The sequence below is a fragment of the Paenibacillus sp. 1001270B_150601_E10 genome, from assembly GCF_015558675.1.
In the GTDB taxonomy this organism is placed as follows: Bacteria; Bacillota; Bacilli; order Paenibacillales; family Paenibacillaceae; genus Paenibacillus_B.
Window position 1 is genome coordinate 105,977 of record NZ_JADMOL010000007.1, and the last position, 18,028, is coordinate 124,004.

Consider the following 18,028-nt stretch of genomic DNA (forward strand, 5'->3'; position numbering starts at 1 on the left):
GTTGTGCTGCCGTTGTCTTGTTGCTCTGTTGCTGTATTATCTGTTGTTGCAGCATCTTTCGTGTCTTTCCCACCACAAGCAGCAAGCAAAGACATTGCTAATGTTGTAGCCAATAGAATAGACAGCATTTTTTTCATGTGTGAAGCCCCCTAAGCAATTGTGAAATAATTAACTTGTGCAAGTGAATACTATCACATTGTTTTTTAATTATCAATATTTTCGATCATTATTTTTGGGATTTTCGGCGTTGTTCTCCAATTCGTCAATTTTTTGATGTTTTTTGATATGGTTTATCTGTTAATATTAAAAATTTAATCTTCTAATCTTCTTTCTGTTTAAAAATAAATAAATAAAAAAGCGGCCTCTTCGACCGCTTCTCCATAAACCGATTCCCATCTTAAATTGCCTTATGCTATGTTCCAAATCGCTGGCGATAGCCGCATCGCTTGCACAGCTCCTCGACAGCCTGTCGATTCGAGAAGCCTTCATACAGACGATTCGCCCGCTCCCCGTCTACTATATCTGAGAATGAAGTCTGGTGCACATTTCCGAGATTGATGACCCCTTCTCCATCGAGACAGCACGGCACCACCGTGCCATCCACCAGAACCGCCGCGTGGCTGCGCAGTGCATGACAGAAACCACTTCCATCGTCGCAAGGCGCCTGCAGGCTTGGCCATGCAAATTCATAATCCTGGTTTAAAAAAATGCGCTCGGCAATGCGTACCCCACTACCCGGCGTAACCTTCTCCTCAATGCGATAATCAAGCCCAAATTCCTGTTCGAGAATCGATAACGTTTCACGATTCAGACGCTGATCAAGTTCTGTCGCATCCTCTCTTTGCAGGTTCCACAGCCTAAACGAGATCATGACGCCTTCATCAGCGGCTTGTCGGACAAAACGAATAATGTCCATCAAGTACTTCTCACGATTCTCTGAGCCTTCATGCCCATCAAAGCTGTGAAGGGAGAAATTCATCTGGCGAAGCGCCGGCTTGCCGAGCAGCTTATGGCTGTTCTTAACAATTAAAGTGCCGTTTGTCGTGATATTAACACGGAAGCCCTTCTCATTCGCTACATCCAACAGCTCGTGAATACGCGGATGCAAGAGGGGCTCGCCTTTGACATGCAAATAAATATGATTGGTATGCGGCTTAATCTGATCTAGTGTAAGCGCAAAGTCTTCTACTGAAATAAACTTTGCCTTGCGCTCCGTAGGCGGACAGAAGCTGCACGCAAGATTGCACACGCTCGTAATCTCAATATATACTTTCTTGAAAGTCTTCAACCTAACGTTCTCCATTCTATCAATATGTCCTCAGTCCATCTATTTAACGTCCATCAGCATGACTACTCTATTATAAAGGATAGCGTCCCTTCTGATATAGAGCATCTTGCTGCCGCTGCTGCTATAGATTGGATTGCTGGGACGAACGATGAACCTGCCCTGCTACAAGCTTGCCATTGTAGAATACAGCCTTCCGAGCTGAGCGTCTTGCGACTGCCTCTGCCGAGCAGCTTGCTTGAACAAGCATCATATCCGCACGATCGCCGACACGTGGCCACACTTGATGTCCTTCATCATCAAGAGGCATCTTCCCTCCTGTGGCATACTGAAGAGCACGCGACAGCTTGAACTCGCTGCTCCAGCCGAATCGCTCAGCAAGCCGGCTGCAGCGCTCCAATACATCCCCATTGCCAAACGGCTGCCACGTATCGAAAATGTTATCGCATCCAACTGCCACATCAACGCCGTACTGGTGAAGTTCAGGAACAGGAGGCATCGCTCTGCGAAGCGGAACACTTGTAATAATTGTGATCCCTGCTTCTTTAAGTACAGCCGACATCTCCTTCAGCGCTTCAGGCTCAAGATCGCCAAGGCTGAAGGCATGGCTGACAGCAACCTTGCCCTGCAAGCCTGCTTCCATCGTCAGCTCCGCAAGACGCTTGATCGTCCCGGCTCCAACCTCTCCTGCATCATGCAGATGAAGATCGATGCCTGCCTGGAACATGACTGCGATCTCGACCATCTCCTGCAGGGAGCGCTCCATATCCCCATCCACCGTCGCAGGATCGACACCGCCTACAAGATGAGCCCCTTGTCTCATCGCTTCTTTTACCAAAGCTTGAGAGCCGCTTCTCAGCAGGCCATGCTGTGGAAAGGCAACAATCTCATAAGACAGCTGCTCCCCATGATTGCGAAGCACCTGCTGAACCCCTTCCAAGTTGCGAAGCCCTGCCTCCGGGTATACATCCACATGCGTTCTCACATGTGTCGAACCGTAACCAATCAGTGTTCTGAGCAGGTTCTCTGCCCGATCCTCTACAGATAAAGGAAGGGCAGGCAGCACCCGCTTCTCCACCTCGCAGCGACCCGTAACGCCTTGAGCAGGAATGACCGCCTGCCATGGGGTTCCCATGAGCGTCTTGTCCAGGTGAACGTGCTTCTCTGTCAGCGAAGGCAGAAGCAGCGACTCCTCCGCATCCCACATCGGTTCCGTTGTATCAGGAAGGGCATCACCGATCACGATATCCGTAATCACGCCCTGTTCAATATGTAAATGAGCAACAACTGTAGACGTTCCGATCACTTGTCCTGCTTCGAACTGAAATCCACTTTCCAATCGAACATGAGTTAACCAATAGGATGATTGCATATCGAAAACATCTCCTTCTCTTCATGTTGGTCATGCCTACTCTTTCATCATGGCACAATACTAGCGAATGTTCTACTTTAAATTTAAATCTTTTCAACGTTTGAGAATCTACTTCCCTTCACTCTCAATAGAGAAGCTATCGATAACCTTTCCCTATGAAGTTTTTCGCCAAAAACTGAACAATAATAGAATAATTATACTGGAATGTTCGTGATTTTATGTGTAAGATGAAACATATAACGAGATTGAAAGGTGGACAAGCATGATGAGTAAGCAACAAGTCTCTTATGAAAGACCACACCTTGCTGACTGCATTCCAGATATGGTTGCATTTGCACGCGGGGAGAAAAAAGCAACGCTCTACATTCGTAACGGTAAGCTGGTCAGCGTTACCTCGGGCGAGATTATCCCGAATACCTGTGTCGCTGTAGTAGGAACGCGCATCGCCTACGTCGGACCTCATGTCGAGAGCATGATCGCCCCATCCACTCGTGTGATCGATGCTGAGGGCAAATATATCGCGCCAGGGCTTCTCGATGGGCACTGCCATATCGAGAGCAGCCTCTTGTCTGTAACTTCCTTCGCGAATGCGGTGCTGCCGCTTGGCACGACTGGAGGATTCTTCGATCCGCATGAAATCTCCAATGTGCTTGGACTGCCAGGCCTTCGCATCATGCTGAATGAAGCGAGACGGACGCCAATGGCGGCTTATATGCAGGTTGCATCCTGTGTGCCTGCAACCAATCCTGAGTTTGAAACCTCGGGTGCCGAGTTTGGCCCTGAGGATGTAGCGGAGGCTTTGAGCTGGGGACCCGATATGATCGCGCTTGGCGAAGTCATGAACTTCCCAGGAGTCGTGTATGGCGATCCCAAAATGATTGGCGAGATCCAAGCGACGCTTCGCGCTGGCCGCGTCGTCGATGGTCACTATACATGGCCAGTGAATGATCCGAGACTGTCCGCCTATGCCGCAGCAGGCGTATCCGGCTGTCATGAAAGCGTGAAGCCTGAGGATGTAGTCGAGCGCGTGCGTCTTGGCATCTATGCGAAGATGCGTCGTGGATCGGCATGGCATGATGTTGAGGCTACGATCAAGGCTCATACGGAAATGGGCATTGATTCCCGCCGCATGATTCTGGTCTCTGACGACCGAATCTGCGACTCCTTGATGGAAGAAGGCCATATGAACTTTATCGTTCGCCACGCGATTCAGCAGGGCGTAAAGCCGGTTACCGCCTTCCAAATGGCTACATTGAATACCGCAGAGCGCTTCGGTGTTGCTCGTGATGTCGGCTCGGTGACGCCTGGCACGATCGCAGATATTATTCTGCTCGACGGCAATCTGGCAGATGTGAATGTCGTGATGACGATCGCACGCGGCGATGTGGTTGCCGAGAATGGACGCATGGTTGTCGAGCTTCAGCCTTTCGATTATCCGGAATTCGCGGTGAACTCCGTGAAGCTGAATCGAGAGCTGATCGCTACAGACTTTGAGATTGAGGCTCCGGTTGCAAGCGGAAACGTGAAAGTTCGCGTTGCTGAAGTGCGCGAGAACCATGTGGAGACAGAGGAAGTATTCACGGAGGTGCCGGTTGAAGCAGGCAAGCTCAGCATCACGCCTGAGACCACGCTTTGTAAAATGGCGATCTTCGAGCGCCATGGCCGCAATGGCAACAAGGCCTTTGGTCTTGTAGGCAACGTCGGCTTCCATCGCCCAGCAGCGCTTGCGATGACCGTTGCTCACGACAGCCACAATCTGCTCGTCATCGGCAACGACGATGCCTTGATGGCAGAAGCAGCCAATGCGGTCATCCGCATGCAGGGCGGCATCGCGATTGCATCCAACAGCGAGCTGACGGAGCTTCCGCTTCGGCTTGCGGGCCTCATGTCGACGGCTCCATACGAGACGGTAGTCGAGCAATCCGAAGCGATCAGCCGTGCGCTTGTTGATGCTGGCTGCACGATGAACTATGCGTTCATGACGCTGTCCTTATTGGCGTTGGTCGTTATTCCAACACTTCACATTTCCGATACAGGCTTGATCCGCATCACTGATGCAGGGTTCGAGAAAGTATCGCTGTTTGTGGAATAAAGGCACTATCGTTTCCATCTACGATAAAGCAAATAGAACAAACTCATGAGCACGCTTCATACACATAGCCGTTGGGAACACGGCTATGTGTATACATCAGTACTTCAGCCTCGATCCTTCATGCCTTCTATTAGAAATATAGGGTCGAGGCGAGCCATTCATTTAACATAGCGCTCTTCTATAAGCAGAAGGCTCCCCTTCGTCATGTGTCCATGTACGAGGAGGAGCCTTCATTTTATCCATATGAATATCTAGCGAGTTCTTTGCATCATAAACGGCAGCGAACACAATGATCGATGAACGTCACCTATAGCTGCTTAAGATACAGTCCTCAGTTCACATTCGGATTACACCATGATCTTGCAGATCTCGTTCGTAAACTCCACCGGATCTTGGATTGGCAGACCTTCAATCAAGAGGGCTTGGTTATACAGCAGGCTCGTATACAGGTCAAGCTTCACCTTATCCTGCTCCATCGCCTGTTCAAGCGCCTTGAACACTTCGTGGTTCACGTTGATCTCAAGCACCTTGTCAGCTTGAATGTCCTGATTGTTCGGCATCGCCTTCAGAATCTTCTCCATCTCGATAGAAAGCTCGCCTTCGGAAGACAAACAGACTGGATGGCTCTTCAAGCGCTTCGATGCTTTAACCGCCTTGACCTTGCCTTGAAGACGCTCTTGCATGTAGTCGAACAACGCCTTATGGCTCTCCGCTTCCTTCTCGTTCTGCTCCTTGTCCTCTTCTGTGTCGAGGCCAAGATCTCCGCTCGATACAGACTTGAATTCCTTATCCTTGTACTTCATCAGCATCTTGATCGCAAATTCATCAACATCATCTGTGAAGTAGAGAATTTCGTAGCCTTTATCCGCAACCATTTCGGTTTGTGGCAGCTTTTCAATGCGTTCGATGGAGTCGCCGACAGCGTAGTAGATGAATTTTTGATCCTCAGGCATGCGGGATACGTATTCATCCAGGCTAACCAGCTTCTTCTCCTTCGATGTCGTAAATAGGATCAGGTCCTGCAAATCCTCTTTGTGCATGCCGTAGTCGTTGTAAACGCCGAACTTCAGCTGTCTGCCAAATGCCTGATAGAACTTCTCGTAGTTCTCTCGCTCGTCCTTCAGCATGCCCTGCAAGGCACTCTTGATCTTGTTTTTGATATTCTTCGCAATCAAGCTCAACTGACGGTCATGCTGGAGCATTTCGCGGGAGATGTTCAAGGATAAGTCCTCGGAGTCCACCATCCCTTTCACGAAGCTGAAGTAGTCAGGCAGCAAGTCGCTGCATTTATTCATAATCAGAACGCCGTTGGAATAGAGCTCAAGCCCTTTCTCGTATTCCTTCGTATAGTAATCGAATGGCGTATGCTCTGGAATAAACAGAATCGCGCGATACACGACAGCACCGTCTGCGCTGATATGAATATGCTTCAGCGGCTTGTCGAAGCCATAGCGCTTCTCGTTGTAGAAGTTCGCATAGTCTTCATCGGTCAGCTCGCTTTTATTTTTGCGCCAGATCGGGATCATGCTGTTCACAGTCTCTTCTTCTGTATGAGACTCCAGCTCATCGCTTCCCTCTTCCTTCGGACGCTGCACGGTCACATCCATCTTGATCGGATAGCGAATAAAGTCAGAGTACTTCTTAATGATCGCCTTCAGGCGATATTGCTCCAAATATTCGTCGTATTGATCTTCTTCCGTGTTCGCTTTGATCTTCAGGATAATATCGGTTCCGACCGTATCTTTCGCTGCAGGCTCGATCGTATAGCCGTCCGTTCCTTCGGACTCCCACTTGTAAGCCTCGTCGCTGCCGTAGGCTTTACTGATGACCGTTACGGAATCTGCCACCATAAAAGCAGAGTAGAAGCCTACCCCGAATTGACCGATAATCGTATGGTCTTCCTTCATCTCGTTCTCCTGCTTGAATGCAAGGGAGCCGCTCTTCGCGATTACGCCGAGATGGCTTTCAAGATCTTCCTTCGTCATCCCGATCCCTGTATCAGAGATCGTCAATGTACGGTTGTCCTTGTCGACAGCGATCTTAATGAAGTAGTTCTCCTTATGGAATTCCTGATGCTCATCAGCGAGCACCTTGTAATACAGCTTGTCGATCGCATCACTTGCATTTGAGATCAGCTCTCTTAAAAAGATCTCGCGCTGCGTGTAGATCGAGTTAATCATCATCTCAAGTAATCGCTTGGATTCAGCCTGAAACTGCTTCTTAGCCATGCCTGGTTCCCCTTTCTCATCCACCATCAGAATGAGCTGCTGCATAACGCAAGGTTACACGGCAGCCGGTGCACTTGTCTTGTTTGTAATCATTTAGCACTCTATCAACAAGAGTGCTAACACTACTTTTTATATAACACACCTAATCTTGGCATGTCAACTTTCTCCACGATATGACGCATAATATTCAGAATCTTCTATTAAAAGATGAGCAGCAGATTGTCTTCAATGCCACCGCATGGAGGAAAGATTCTCTCGATTACGCTTGGAGTTATGTTAATGCCTCCCACTTGGCCCACATCTCCTGAGGATTAAGCTCATAAATATCCTTTTCACGGAACATGAACTGGTGCATAATAAATTCCCTTCTTATCGTTGCGAAATCCTCATGATACTGCTTAATAAAGGCATTAAGCTCCTTCTCCGCATATTTCTGTCCATACGTAAGCTGTGATACGATATGCTCCAGCACGATCAGCTTCTTCTTTAGCTGAGCCGGAATGCTTTTGAGCTTCCCATCGGCTGTAAAGAAATTATGGATCACCGAATTCTTAAACTTCTTGTTCTCATCTGACATCTCTTCATTCCCTCCTTCTTCGCGTCCGTGGCGATAGACTAGATTCAGCGCTGCTTGCGCATTGCTCTTAAGAAAATAATCATTTAACGAAAAATACACGGTATTCTTATCCCTGCGCTCGCAAATCAAACTCGCCTCGCGAAGCTTTGCCGCATGATGAGTCACCGTCGCAGGCGTCACTCCAAGCTTCTCAGCCAGCGCCTGCCCATGCAATTCTCCTCCTGCAAGCAGGATTAACAGTCTGATCCGAGTGGGGTCAGCCAGCGCCTTATGGTACAGCACCACCTTTTCCAGCTGCATTTTATACACCTCTCCAAATAAATTTAATGATTATCTAATTAGATGTTTGTTAAAATAGATAATACACGATATCTCCTTAATTGTAAATCTTATCCTGCAACCATTTTACAAAATAGGCGTCTATACAACAGTAGGTAAATTTTAGTTTTAAAGGAGACGATTACATGAAGAAAGGTATGGCTGTACTAATGGCTGCTATAATGGCCTTTGGTATTGGTACCAGTGCTTTTGCCGAGCAGGCTGCGCCTGAAGTCCATACAGCATCAACGACTCAGGATGTCGCGAAGATGTATCGAGTTCCGCATGAGCTTACAGTTAACTTAAAGAGCGGACAGGCTAAGCTTGATGGTCAATCCAAGTCCTTGGATAAGCCAATTCTTAAGGAAGGACGTGTCTATGTCCCGCTTCGCACCTTGAGAGCTACAGGAGCTGCAAAGTCCGTTACCTGGATTCCTGCTTCGAAGCAAGTCAAAATGGTCATGAACAGTGAAATCAACCCTCCCTTTCAAGAGCTCGTCTTTCAAGTAGGCTCTGATAAGGTTTATTCTGTGGATGGCGTCGCGATCCAAGATATAAAGATCCCTCAGCCATTCATTTCCCGCGGGGTTACATATGTACCTATCCGTGCGCTAACTTATCTTGGCATTTCGCCAGAAACGGTAAATCAGCAGGTCTCGCTGAAGTGGAGCAACAAAGTCATTGAACGGCTCCAACCGAAGTGGGAGACCGATAAAGAAAGCACAACCTTCACTGTGCTTTATGAAAAGGATCTATATACGCCACAGATTCTAACTCCTCTGTCTGGCGGTGCGTGGGGCGGAGGCAATGACGGTGCCAAGGTAATAGAAAAGAACATTTCCCTTGACGGTCGGACCTATAATCGAATCCAATTCACCCTTAATCTTCGACCTGGGCCGAACCCCTTGAAGCTTACAGCGATCTCCGTTGGAGATAAAAATCTAACGGTATTTAGGAAGGTGGCAGATGAAAGTTCTACACCTGTCCAAATCTTAGAAGAGGGGAAAAACTATATTGCCTTTGACAAGCCTACCACAGGCTATGTCCGTATCCCTAAGGGAAGTACGATTGAAACAAACGGTCGAATTCTTGCTAAGAACGATAAGTTTGACCAGCTCACATTCTCCATTCAGAAGTATAACGAAAATGCAGCAAATTCCTTTGACATTTTCCATGAAATCAATTCAGTGAAGGTGCCAATTAAAGATCAATCCTTTAAAGGGTCGTTAAAGCTTCAAGACAAGGGCTACTATTTGATTACCGTGTACAGCCCTGCTTATATCCCTGCTCTTGAGTATGGTCCTACCAGCACCGGCTGGGCAGAATTCATTGTTGAAGTGTATTAAAAGCGATATGAAATCAAGATTCCATTATGATTGACAAAGGGTAACTGGTTACTTATTATTAAATAGTAACTAGTTACCCTTTTTTTTGTTGCACGCGGAGGTGTCGTAGATTGAATGATCCCGAGAAGCAAGCCTATATCTTTGGGGGTATCCTTGCTTTAGCCAATCGCTTACAGGTTCTTGGCGATAAGTTGGATGAGAATGTAACGTTAAAACAGTGGCTGTTGATTGCCATGATCTTAAAGTCGGAACACCCTTCTCCGACAATTAGTGAAGTAGCGGAGATGGTCGGATACTCCCGACAAAATGTAAAGAAGATGGCGCTCATACTTGAAAAGCGAGGCTTTGTTTCCCTGATAAAGGATGCGCATGACGCAAGAATATTTCGAATGCATCTCACACCCAAATGCGCAGCCTATTTTCAAACAAGAGAAGAAAAAGAAGCACAATTTATGGTTGCTCTATTCGATGGCTTTAACGAGGAAAGTACAGACGCCTTATGCAAAGGAATAATGAAGCTAGCAGATAACATCATCACCATGGAGTCACTACAACATGAAAACGAGAAGGAGTAAGCTTACTTTGTGGACTATACTTGGCATTATTGTCGTTATTGTCTTGGGCGTTGTCATCTTTTTTCAATCTCCGTATTCTAAAACCCGACACGAATTTGATCAGGCTGTTACAGATCAGATTGATCATCTGTCCATCTCACAAGAAGTATTCACGACAGAGGATATGGAAGGCCTGCCTGCCCCTGTTCGCCATTACTTTACTTACAGCGGATACTTAGGAAAGCCCAAGATGTCTTATATGAAAGCTGCATTTAAAGATGTTGACTTTATCATGTCACCAGATAAACCCGCCATCTCCATTGACTACACACAGTTCAACTTTGCACATGAGCCTATAAGACTCGCCTTCATCGATACAACGCTGTATGGTATTCCTTTTCAAGGCTTGGACTCTTACGTTCATGGTAAAGGAAGCATGTTAGGTGTGCTGGCAAAAGGATTTACACTATTTCATCAAACGGGTGAGGAAATGAATAAGGCTGCTCTTGTAACGTTTCTATCCGAATCGTTAATGATCCCAAGCGCTGCCTTGCAGCCTTATATCGTATGGGAGTCTATCGATGATACCCATGCAAAAGCAACGATATCTTATGATGGATGTTCCGCCAGTGGCGTATTTGCCTTTGATGCCGACGGCAAGCTACTCACCTTCACAACAGAGGATCGATTCCTTATCTCTCCCGATGGCACGTATCAGCAGGTTACTTGGTTCGTTAGATTCGACGAATATGAGCTAACAAATGGCATCAAGCAGCCCACCCATCTTCAGGCCATTTGGAAATTCAGCGATAAAGACCTGATCTATTTTGACAGCCATGAGGTAAGCTTCGACTATGATCAGCCGTTATAAATCTCCATCCAAGATAGCAGGAATGCCTCTATTTCTATAAGACTTCTATTTATAAAAAAACAAAAAAGGCTGCATACGACTTACCTCATATGCAGCCTTGGGTTCAACATGTTCTATATGTTATGTAACGAAAAAGACCACGATATCCAGGCTAACTATCTTGGCATCTGCAGGATTAAAGCAGTCTGCGTATAACCTCAATTCCTTGCTCTGTCTGATTCTCAAAGCCTCCCGGCTTCGGTTCATCGACGACAAAGTCAAAGCCAGCCCAGCGATACATGCGAATCGCTTTATGGCTCCATGTCTGTGTAGGGATGTACATCGTTACATCTCCTTCAATATTAACCATATGCTGTACGCCATGCGCGACCAGTGCTTTGCCGATTCCTAATCCCTGTGCTTCAGGCTTAACCGCTACCCAGTGCATAAACGGATATCTTCGCTCCCCCGTATAGTTCCACCATGCCGTAAAGGTCGCAACCTTGCTGCCTGTTTCATCTTGCACAAATAACATGCGGCGCTTAAGCTCTTCCATATAAGGAACAAAACGCTCCTTTACATATGCCAATGCCTGCTGCTCATGATCAAACTCCAGCACAGCAGTCTCAATGCTTGCCCATGCTTCCTCGTCGCCAGGTTCATATCGTACGATCGTATAGCCTTCCGGCAGCGCTGCATAAGGAATATCCGTTCTTGGCTCACGCTTTAGCAGAATACGATAATAAGGTATGCTTTTGTCTAACATGAAGTCACCTCCTAGTTCTAAAAGACGAAGCTACTCGCCCTGTATCGAAATCACTCTTTGCTTCGAGTCCCATGTGACGTTCAGCCCCAGCTCTTTAAGCAGCTGATAGGGAATCGTAGTGGCACCTACATATGCCATCGGTGCTTCTGGCAGAGTGACTGCTCCGTGATCGGTCTTAGCAGCGTCATTTCCGACAAGGAAAGATACCTGCTTATCCTTATACCTCAGCATGTGAACAGGCTCAGGTGCATTTATTCCAGGCGGTATATAGCTTGCACCAAGAACCTCGGCCAGCTTGCGGACAGGCAGTTGAACACTTTTCGCGGTGACCATTGGCGAGAAGCCGAGCAGCTGAAGCTGTCCATTTATGACGACATCCACATCTGCCATAGCTTGAATAGGGGCATACACCATGCCTTCCGGCGTTGTTTGAGGAGCACCGATCTCCATAAATTTATCGGCTCCCATGCCCCAGATCTTGCCCGCTTCATCTATGAAAAGATTATGGTAGCCGCCTGCTCCAATCGCGGTGATCTTCGGCAAGCCGTTCACCTTGCCCTGCTTGCCTGTTGCAGTCTTGCCGTAGGTATGCACTTCGCCAGACGTCGTCAGAAGCAGCGTATAAGAAGCCTCTGCTCGAACCTCCTTCAAGGTCAGCTTAGGCTGGAACTTGACTATCTTCCCTTTTTCATTGGGCGCCCAAGCCTTTCCCTGCTTATCAAGTGCGATATAACTCCCCGTTTGATTCGACGCAGAGATTTGACGTATATTGGACAGTCCTTGAACCTTAGTCGGGCTCTTCTTGTTCTTGTCGTTTCTCTCCCAGTACCAGACTGTACCGTCCTTCTTTACCGCTAAGATCCCGGAGGAATGAGGCTCGATTTGGACGACTTGATTTAATCCCTTAGCTTCCGTTAAGTCAGCCTTCTTTCCAGGCCTGTTCCATGACCATACGGTACCATTTTGTTTCAACACATAACCGTAGGAGCCATATGCGCCGTCCCCTACGGCCATTACCGCATCGGTAATCCCTTCGATTTTCTCGGGAAGCAAAGAATGAATCTTACCATCATCAGGCTGCAAAGTTTCCCCCCTGCCCCATTGCCACACTGTACCGTCTGCTTGGACAGCAAGATTCTGAGCCTTCCATCCCCCATTGATTGAGATCGACTTTACATCGGATAATCCGCTTAAACGGACAGGGCCATTCGTATAGGTATAGGTCACGGTTTCCTGTAAACCGAGCTCTCCGAGCATATTCCTGCCCCACACCCAGACAGATCCATCACTGCGAAGCCCTGCGGAATAGTAATCCCCCGCCTCTACGGCTACGAATCGAGGCGCGTCCTTCGTTACGCCGATAGATGGATTGGTGTTCCCACTTGCATGTGCTTGAGTATTCGCAATCATCTTGTGAGAATCGTCTGCACGCGTGATGTTAGTTTGACCCGAATAGCCTGCCCCAGCATCATCAGCATGCACATACAAAGGCAGCACCAGAGACGTGGTTGCCAGCGCTGCTATAAAACATATGGTCATTTTCACATAATGGGAGCGTCTAGTTTGTCGTTCATGAAGTCTATGATGATTGCTGCCTTGGTTGTCCTTGCTTACAAGGACAGAATAAGTCTTCATCGACTTTCACCCTTTCTTTTCATAAAAAAGCGCCCAGCGTACTCGTCATACCCTCCGCGCTATCACCAGCAAACTTCCGTCGTCCTAACATCTAGACGCTTTTGCTGCTTATAGGTTTCACTCTATTTATTCCTTTCGATGAAAATGATCCATATAACAGAAAAAGACCACCCATGGTGGTCTAATATGTATCGCGTTCTTGACGTAGCCTTAACGTTATGATAAAGTGAGCAGGACGCTCATTTTTATGATTTTGAACACAAGTATGGCATTATTTTTGTTTCCTTAATTTTATTGTACTTGTGATTCTGATAATTGTCAATGATTTTTTTAATCCAACCATGCAAAGGAGAGATCGTGATGAGCAACTGGGAGCTTGAGCTTCAGAACGAACAGGAACGCGTGGATACCGTCATCGAGAAAGTAGAGGCTGAACAGCAGAAGCTCGGAGATCAAGTCGGATCGGTAAGAACGGAAATTGTCTCGATCCGCAAGGACTTCTGGGATGATGTCACGGTAAACGTAGACAATGAGGATGAAGCCATAGAGACCGCTGCAAGCATGCGACAGCAGGCCGAGGTTCTCTCCGAGCGGGAGAGGACGCATCGTCAGGCTTACAATCAGCGTAAGCTGCTGATGAAGCTGAAGGAGAATCCTTACTTTGGCCGCATCGACTTTGTCGAGCAAGGCGATCAAACTGCCGAGCAGATCTATCTAGGGATTGGCTCCTTCTATGACAAGGAAAGCGAGCAATTCCTGATCTATGATTGGCGCGCGCCGATCTCAAGCCTGTATTATGACTACTCGATCGGGCAAGCTCAGTATCAGGCGCCAACCAGCAGCATCTCAGGAGAGCTAACGCTTAAGCGGCAATTTGTTATACGAAGCGGACATATTCGCAGCATGTTCGATACCGGCATTACCATTGGCGATGAGCTGCTTCAGCAGGTGCTTGGACGGAACGCCAGCGATCAGATGAAGAGCATCGTCGCAACGATTCAGCGGGAGCAGAATCTAATCATTCGAAATGAGAAGAGCAAGCTCTTGCTTGTACAAGGAACCGCAGGGAGCGGAAAAACGTCTGCCGCCCTGCAGCGTGTCGCTTTTTTGCTATACCAGAACCGGGAGACGCTGACTGCTGATCAGATCATTCTCTTCTCCCCTAACCAAATGTTCAACAGCTACGTGGCCAACGTACTGCCGGAGCTTGGCGAGGAGAACATGCAGCAAACGACCTTCCAGCAATATATCGAGCATATGATCGGCAAGAAATATAAAATCGAGAATCCATTTGATCAGTTAGAGTATCTGCTGACTGCTGAACAGGATGATGCATTCCGTACACGGATGGAGGGCATCATGTACAAATCCTCTCTTCGTTTCATGCAAACCATTGATCAATTTGTGGAACAGCTTAGACATGAGGGCATGATATTCCGCAGCTTGAAGTTCAAGGGTCGCGTCCTGATCGATGCCGAAGAGATCTCCAGCTATTTCTATAGCCTCAGTCCGAATCAGTCGATTCCGAATCGGCTGCAGGAAGTCACAAACTGGCTCATTCGAGAGCTGAAGAAGCTCGAGAAGCGTGAAATTCAAGAGGAATGGGTCGAGCAGGAGGTTCAATTCCTGGATAAAGAGGAATACGACAAGTTCTATAAAAAGCTGATGAGCAATAAGCGTTTCAATGAAGATACGTTCGACGACTATGAACGCGAGCAGAAGCTCTTGTCCCAGTATGTTGTTCGCCAGCATTTCAAGCCGCTGTTCCGACGGGTGAAATCCCTTGCCTATGTTCAAGTAGCCAGCATGTATAAGGAACTGCTCTCTTGGGCGGCGACACAAGTGGATGTGCCCCAGAACTGGCAGTCCATCTGCGAGCAAACGTTGGCGCGCATGGATGAGAAGCAAATGGCCTATGAGGATGCAACGCCGTACCTCTATTTTAAAGAGATGCTGGAGGGCTTTAAATCCAACAAGCTCGTGCGCTATGTCTTTATCGACGAGGCACAAGATTACTCGCCGTTCCAAATCGCTTTTATTAAGCAGTTGTTCCCACGTGCAAGATGGACCATGCTAGGGGACGGCAACCAAACCATCTTCCCTCACGAGGGCGGGCTTGCGGACATCTCGACGCTGTTCCCAGACGATACGCAAGAGACGATTCGCCTCTACAGAAGCTATCGTTCCACCCGTCCAATCGTTGAGTACACGAAGCAGCTGCTGCCGGATGGAGAAGCGATCGAGGCCTTTAACCGTGACGGCAGCAAGCCGCTCGTCGTATCGATGCAGAACGAAGAGAAGCTTACTGATGCCATCGTAGAACAGGTGAAGGCATTTGAGACAGATGGACATCAAACCATTGCGATTATTTGTAAAACGGTTCAGGAGGCACGAGCAGCAGCCGAGCGGATCGGGGATCGCCTTCCATTCCGCTTGGTTGAAAAGGAAAGCAGCTCATACAGCAAGGGGCTTGTCATTGTTCCTACCTACTTGGCGAAGGGGATTGAGTTCGATGCGGTTGTCATCTATAACGCCTCCGCCGAGCAATTCAACGATGAGAGCGAGCGCAATCTGTTCTACACAGCTTGCACACGTGCAATGCACGAGCTGACAATCTTTCATGCGGGTGAAGCAACAGTCTTTATGCAAGGCGTATCAGAGGATTTATATGAAGTGAACTCTCTGTAGGATAAAGTGCGTTCTATTGAGAATAATGGAAAAAGGTGCAGCTCTCCTATTTCGAGGAGCGTGCACCTTTTTCCATTCAGTGATCTACATTTGAAGACTGCAAGCTAATCCTCGCATCTAAGTGAGGTGCGACCTCCTGAACAAAAACGCGAGTTAACAGAATTGATCATTTCAATCCACGCACCTACATGAGGTGCGACTCTGGATTGTATTCAATCATAGCTGGAGTAATCATTTCAATCCACGCACCTACATGAGGTGCGACTAAGGCAGAAGCATTGCGTTTGTGGGCGGAGTTATTTCAATCCACGCACCTACATGAGGTGCGACTTGCGAATCGTTCGAAGGAAGAACCTAAAGAGGAATAATTTCAATCCACGCACCTACATGAGGTGCGACTATTTATTTAGAGTAGTCAAATCGTCGCGAAATATATTTCAATCCACGCACCTACATGAGGTGCGACTGAAGTCTATCATCTTTGTCATGAGTGTGCTCAACTATTTCAATCCACGCACCTACATGAGGTGCGACAAGCCTTGTTTAAGATGATGGGAAGCATCACGGATATTTCAATCCACGCACCTACATGAGGTGCGACATGAATGCTCCAGCGGCTACGACGTTCGTCATCGGATTTCAATCCACGCACCTACATGAGGTGCGACTCTTGAGGATGAATCGGGTATTGCTGCATTTATATTTCAATCCACGCACCTACATGAGGTGCGACGTGGACAAGTCGATAGACGTTTTCGGCTACCAGATATTTCAATCCACGCACCTACATGAGGTGCGACCTGAACAAGCTATTCAATACACTGGAGACGGAACATTTCAATCCACGCACCTACATGAGGTGCGACGACGGAGCAGGCAGGCTTGAACATCCGTAAAGTGTGATTTCAATCCACGCACCTACATGAGGTGCGACAAGGTAGGCAAACAACGGCTGGATACAGTCGAGATTTCAATCCACGCACCTACATGAGGTGCGACGAGATATAAGAGCCGATTGTAAGACATGTAGTTCATATTTCAATCCACGCACCTACATGAGGTGCGACTCTCGACTATATAGGCTGGACGCAAGACCTTGTTGACATTTCAATCCACGCACCTACATGAGGTGCGACTCCGATTTTTGACCAAAATTATGAAAAATCGGCTCTTATCACAATATATAAATTGATTTTTTACTTTATTTGGTTGAAATCAAACGTTATATATTACAATTATGTAACCAAATTAGATGAATTTGTAAAATAGTTGGTGCGAATGCCCCAGGGAAATCATGTACGCTCTACATTCGCACCAACTAAAAACAAGTCCTTACTGATAGCCGAACGACTCATGTTACGGTTCACTTTATGATCTCCGCGCGATATCGGAAAAATAGAACTTGTCGAGCCGCATTCTCGATTCGGTATATTCGAATTGCGTTCCGTCGTACAGGTACGTAAAGTTTTTGACAACGACTACATATTCCGTCCCGTTCAAATCCAGATACTTGCGGTCATCCTCGCTGCATGGCTGCACCTCGATGACACGGCGGGCATAGCTGATCTGCAAGTTCAGCGTATGCTCGATATACGCATAGATCGAGTTCTCGGCAATCTCTCTCGTTAGTCCCGGCACGAGATCGGATACGAATAGGTTCACATCCAAAATCACGTTCTCGCCATCAACCCGCCTAACACGCTTAATCAGATCAAGCTCTGTCTTCGCCTTAACCCCAAGCAGCTTTACCGTGTCTCGATCGGCTTTAAGTTTGCGGATTTCCTTGACTTCAGTCGTATATCCGCGCTTAAATCGCTCGTTTGCTTCCTTAAAGCTAACGATGCCGCCAAAGCTGAGCTCGATGTTTTTCTTTTGAATCACAAAGGCTCCCTTGCCATGTATCTTCTGGATATAGCCTCGCTCCTGCAGCAGATCGACAGCCTTGCGTACGGTCCCGCGACTCGCCTCATACATGCCCATGAGCTCGGTCTCAGAAGGGATCTTCGCCCCGTCCTTCCATTTTCCCTTTTCTATATGGTCAATGATCTCATCCATGATCTGTTCGTACTTGCTCATCATGCAATCCCTCGTCCCTACCACCATTCTCGATAGAACTATCGTATCACATCTGAGCATTATGATTCATCCTATCGCTCCAAATAATACACAATGGACTCGTACGGCCGGAGCGGAATTCGTGATGTCCACGATTCGCTCGCTCCCTCGCAATTATGAATCAAAATGCAGCTTCTCCAGCCCTTGAATCTCGCCTTCAGCTCCTCCGGCATGTCAAAGCTTGCTTCCGTTCCATAATAAT

Annotated in this window: 12 protein-coding genes and 1 CRISPR repeat array; of the genes, 5 read left to right on the forward strand and 7 right to left on the reverse strand. The window is 47.5% G+C overall.

Annotated elements, in window-relative coordinates; all coding sequences use genetic code 11:
• Positions 1–412 precede the first annotated feature (412 nt).
• Complete coding sequence (locus I2H74_RS16650) at positions 413–1,288, reverse strand: radical SAM/SPASM domain-containing protein (protein WP_195575360.1); 876 nt, start codon at positions 1,286–1,288, stop codon at positions 413–415.
• A 121-nt stretch (positions 1,289–1,409) separates the two neighbouring features.
• Positions 1,410–2,657 carry an amidohydrolase gene (locus I2H74_RS16655; RefSeq protein ID WP_195575361.1) on the reverse strand — a complete coding sequence of 416 codons (1,248 nt, stop codon included), beginning with the start codon at positions 2,655–2,657 and terminating at the stop codon, positions 1,410–1,412.
• A gap of 265 nt (positions 2,658–2,922) precedes the next feature.
• Between I2H74_RS16655 and I2H74_RS16660 the strand changes: the two genes are divergently transcribed.
• Complete coding sequence (locus I2H74_RS16660) at positions 2,923–4,749, forward strand: adenine deaminase (protein WP_195575499.1); 1,827 nt, start codon at positions 2,923–2,925, stop codon at positions 4,747–4,749.
• Between the two features lie 347 nt (positions 4,750–5,096).
• On the opposite strand, the gene htpG is transcribed toward I2H74_RS16660, so the two are convergent.
• Together htpG and I2H74_RS16670 are read right to left on the reverse strand one after the other, a co-directional pair.
• Positions 5,097–6,977: a molecular chaperone HtpG gene (gene htpG / locus I2H74_RS16665; RefSeq protein WP_195575500.1), complete on the reverse strand. Its 1,881-nt coding sequence runs from the start codon at positions 6,975–6,977 to the stop codon at positions 5,097–5,099.
• A gap of 271 nt (positions 6,978–7,248) precedes the next feature.
• On the reverse strand, positions 7,249–7,854 hold the full coding sequence (locus I2H74_RS16670) for a metalloregulator ArsR/SmtB family transcription factor (RefSeq protein WP_195575362.1): 606 nt from the start codon (positions 7,852–7,854) through the stop codon (positions 7,249–7,251).
• A gap of 164 nt (positions 7,855–8,018) precedes the next feature.
• Between I2H74_RS16670 and I2H74_RS16675 the strand changes: the two genes are divergently transcribed.
• The 3 genes from I2H74_RS16675 to I2H74_RS16685 all read left to right on the forward strand — a co-directional run bounded on the left by I2H74_RS16675 (position 8,019) and on the right by I2H74_RS16685 (position 10,643).
• Positions 8,019–9,218, forward strand: a complete 1,200-nt coding sequence (locus I2H74_RS16675) for a stalk domain-containing protein (protein ID WP_195575363.1) — start codon at positions 8,019–8,021, stop codon at positions 9,216–9,218.
• Positions 9,219–9,328: 110 nt separating this feature from the next.
• Complete coding sequence (locus I2H74_RS16680; RefSeq protein WP_195575364.1) at positions 9,329–9,793, forward strand: MarR family winged helix-turn-helix transcriptional regulator; 465 nt, start codon at positions 9,329–9,331, stop codon at positions 9,791–9,793.
• Complete coding sequence (locus I2H74_RS16685) at positions 9,774–10,643, forward strand: DUF6544 family protein (protein WP_195575365.1); 870 nt, start codon at positions 9,774–9,776, stop codon at positions 10,641–10,643. Before I2H74_RS16680 ends, I2H74_RS16685 begins: the two co-directional genes overlap by 20 nt.
• A gap of 175 nt (positions 10,644–10,818) precedes the next feature.
• On the opposite strand, the gene I2H74_RS16690 is transcribed toward I2H74_RS16685, so the two are convergent.
• Both I2H74_RS16690 and I2H74_RS16695 read right to left on the reverse strand, forming a co-directional pair.
• The gene (locus tag I2H74_RS16690; RefSeq protein WP_195575366.1) at positions 10,819–11,388 is read right to left on the reverse strand and encodes a GNAT family N-acetyltransferase; all 570 of its coding nucleotides are present in this window, start codon (positions 11,386–11,388) and stop codon (positions 10,819–10,821) included.
• A 30-nt stretch (positions 11,389–11,418) separates the two neighbouring features.
• Complete coding sequence (locus tag I2H74_RS16695; protein ID WP_195575367.1) at positions 11,419–13,023, reverse strand: stalk domain-containing protein; 1,605 nt, start codon at positions 13,021–13,023, stop codon at positions 11,419–11,421.
• 360 nt (positions 13,024–13,383) lie between these two features.
• Between I2H74_RS16695 and helD the strand changes: the two genes are divergently transcribed.
• A complete protein-coding gene (gene helD / locus I2H74_RS16700; protein ID WP_195575368.1) occupies positions 13,384–15,711 on the forward strand; it encodes an RNA polymerase recycling motor HelD in 2,328 nt (775 codons plus the stop codon).
• A 168-nt stretch (positions 15,712–15,879) separates the two neighbouring features.
• A CRISPR array of direct repeats spans positions 15,880–16,847; the repeat unit is 32 nt; unit sequence ATTTCAATCCACGCACCTACATGAGGTGCGAC.
• A gap of 232 nt (positions 16,848–17,079) precedes the next feature.
• Here helD and treR read toward each other — a convergent pair.
• Complete coding sequence (treR, locus tag I2H74_RS16705; protein ID WP_195575369.1) at positions 17,080–17,790, reverse strand: trehalose operon repressor; 711 nt, start codon at positions 17,788–17,790, stop codon at positions 17,080–17,082.
• Positions 17,791–18,028: the final 238 nt, after the last annotated feature.